The sequence below is a fragment of the Halorubrum sp. SP3 genome (assembly GCF_005435195.1).
GTDB classification, from domain to species: Archaea; Halobacteriota; Halobacteria; order Halobacteriales; family Haloferacaceae; genus Halorubrum; species Halorubrum sodomense.
Map to the genome: position 1 here is coordinate 1,634 of NZ_SGTU01000040.1, position 1,716 is coordinate 3,349.

The 1,716-nt window shown below is 52.4% G+C and carries 2 protein-coding genes; both read right to left on the bottom strand.

The window, feature by feature from the left end:
• A partial coding sequence (locus tag EXE42_RS20280) for a DUF5821 family protein (RefSeq protein WP_241988404.1) occupies positions 1 to 396 on the bottom strand: 396 nt, incomplete at its 3' end.
• Positions 397 to 865: 469 nt separating this feature from the next.
• On the bottom strand, positions 866 to 1,716 hold an 851-nt coding region (locus tag EXE42_RS14980; protein ID WP_137706846.1), incomplete at its 5' end, for a HAMP domain-containing sensor histidine kinase.

Sequence of the window (1,716 nt, forward strand, 5' to 3'; positions counted from 1 at the left end):
GAGGTGATACTGCTCGGCAGCCTCGAATCTGGAGTCGAACTCACCGTAGACTGATGAGACCAGCTCGGGGTCCGAGCTCGAAATACTGTGCTTGTCCATCACAGGAACTACAGCCTCAGACTCGGTTGTGAAGATGGTATTCTGAACTGGCTCCGTGAGTGTTCGGAGGCTGAGTTGCTCCCGGTGGATGAGTTCGGCAATCTTTGAGGCCGTGAGGAAGCTGTAGAGGGCGTCTTTGATTTCATCTGAGTCTGCGAGCAGCCGGACCTTGGGCTGGTCCTCAACCGTTAGTGCTTCCTCTGCGAAGGCTGCGATTTGTTCAGAGCGAGGATTGATATACAATGCTGGCTCGTCTCGTTCGGGAATCATCTGAGTGGAAATGTATTGTTTGGTCATATTTTGTAATTTTATCGATATGTACTTAATAGATATGATATCTGAGGATTGGACTAGTTTGCCGGTTACGGGATAGAGCTAACTATCCGTTTCGAGTACGCTCATAGGAAGCAGATTGTTGGTCGCAGTAGTGGCCCTCGATTTGGGGTAGTAGAATCCGGTATTCGACTACAATATTCGTTTGAGAAGCCGATTCTCAGTTACCAAATACGGAGTTCTTCATAATCTGTTGTAGCCGCGGCGAACATTGGCTACACCGTGCTAGATTTGATGAAATTGTCCAAATCTGATAGAAACGGCGTGCAAGATACAGAGGATGTAGTCAGCACGGAGACTGCGTTATTTCCTCTATCTAATTCCTGAATTAGCTGAGAGGATGCGCTTGCGAATTGATCGGACTGAACTCTGGCGATTCGGATCCCGTTCCGAACACCGTGAAAGAGACGAGTCGCGCATGTAGCACTACGTACTAATCCACCGTCTTGAGGCCGGTAATCACAAATCGTGCGCCCCCCGAGATACTCTCCGTAACCTGTATCTCCCAATCGTGGCCGGTAACAATCTGCTGGACGATATTCAACCCAAATCCCGTCCCGTCCGGATTCGTCGTGAACCCGGTCTCAAAAACTCGATCACGCTCTTCGGGTGGAATTCCAGGTCCATCATCGGCGACTGAGAAGCCGTCTGACTGTGCTTTGACGGTTACCTCTACATCTGCCCCGGCGTGTTCGATAGCATTTCGGAATAAGTTCTCGAACAATTCCCGTAATCGGGACTCATCCGCAAGTATCTGCGTATCGGAGCCTGCCAACCGCAGGTCGGCGTCGATCGTTGCGACTGAGTCCCAAGCTTTCGTGACGGTGTCGAACAACGACACTGAGTCTGTCTCCCCGACTGGTGTGTTCGTCCGTGCGAGTTGTAACAGCTCAGACACCAGCGAATCCATCCGCCCAAGAGCGTTGTCAACAAGAGTTAGCTCATTGCGATCGATGTCTGCCTGTAGCATATCGACATAGCCCTGCGCGACGTTGAGCGGATTCCGAAGGTCGTGTGAGACGAGCCCGGCAAAATTCTCCAGGCGTTCGTTCTGCTGTTGAATTTCACGCTCCTGCGCCTTGCGTTCAGTAATGTCTTTGATCGTCCCAAAGTGGTACGGCGCCCCGTCAATCGTTCGCTGCGTCGTGACCGTCGCCACGGGCACGCGGTTCCCACTGTACTCAGGGACAGTCTCCGCCTGCCGTGTGTCACCGTCAGCGAATGAGTCCCAGTACGCGTCGAACGTATCGGGGTCGACTTCGGGTGCGACCTCCCAAATCGCTA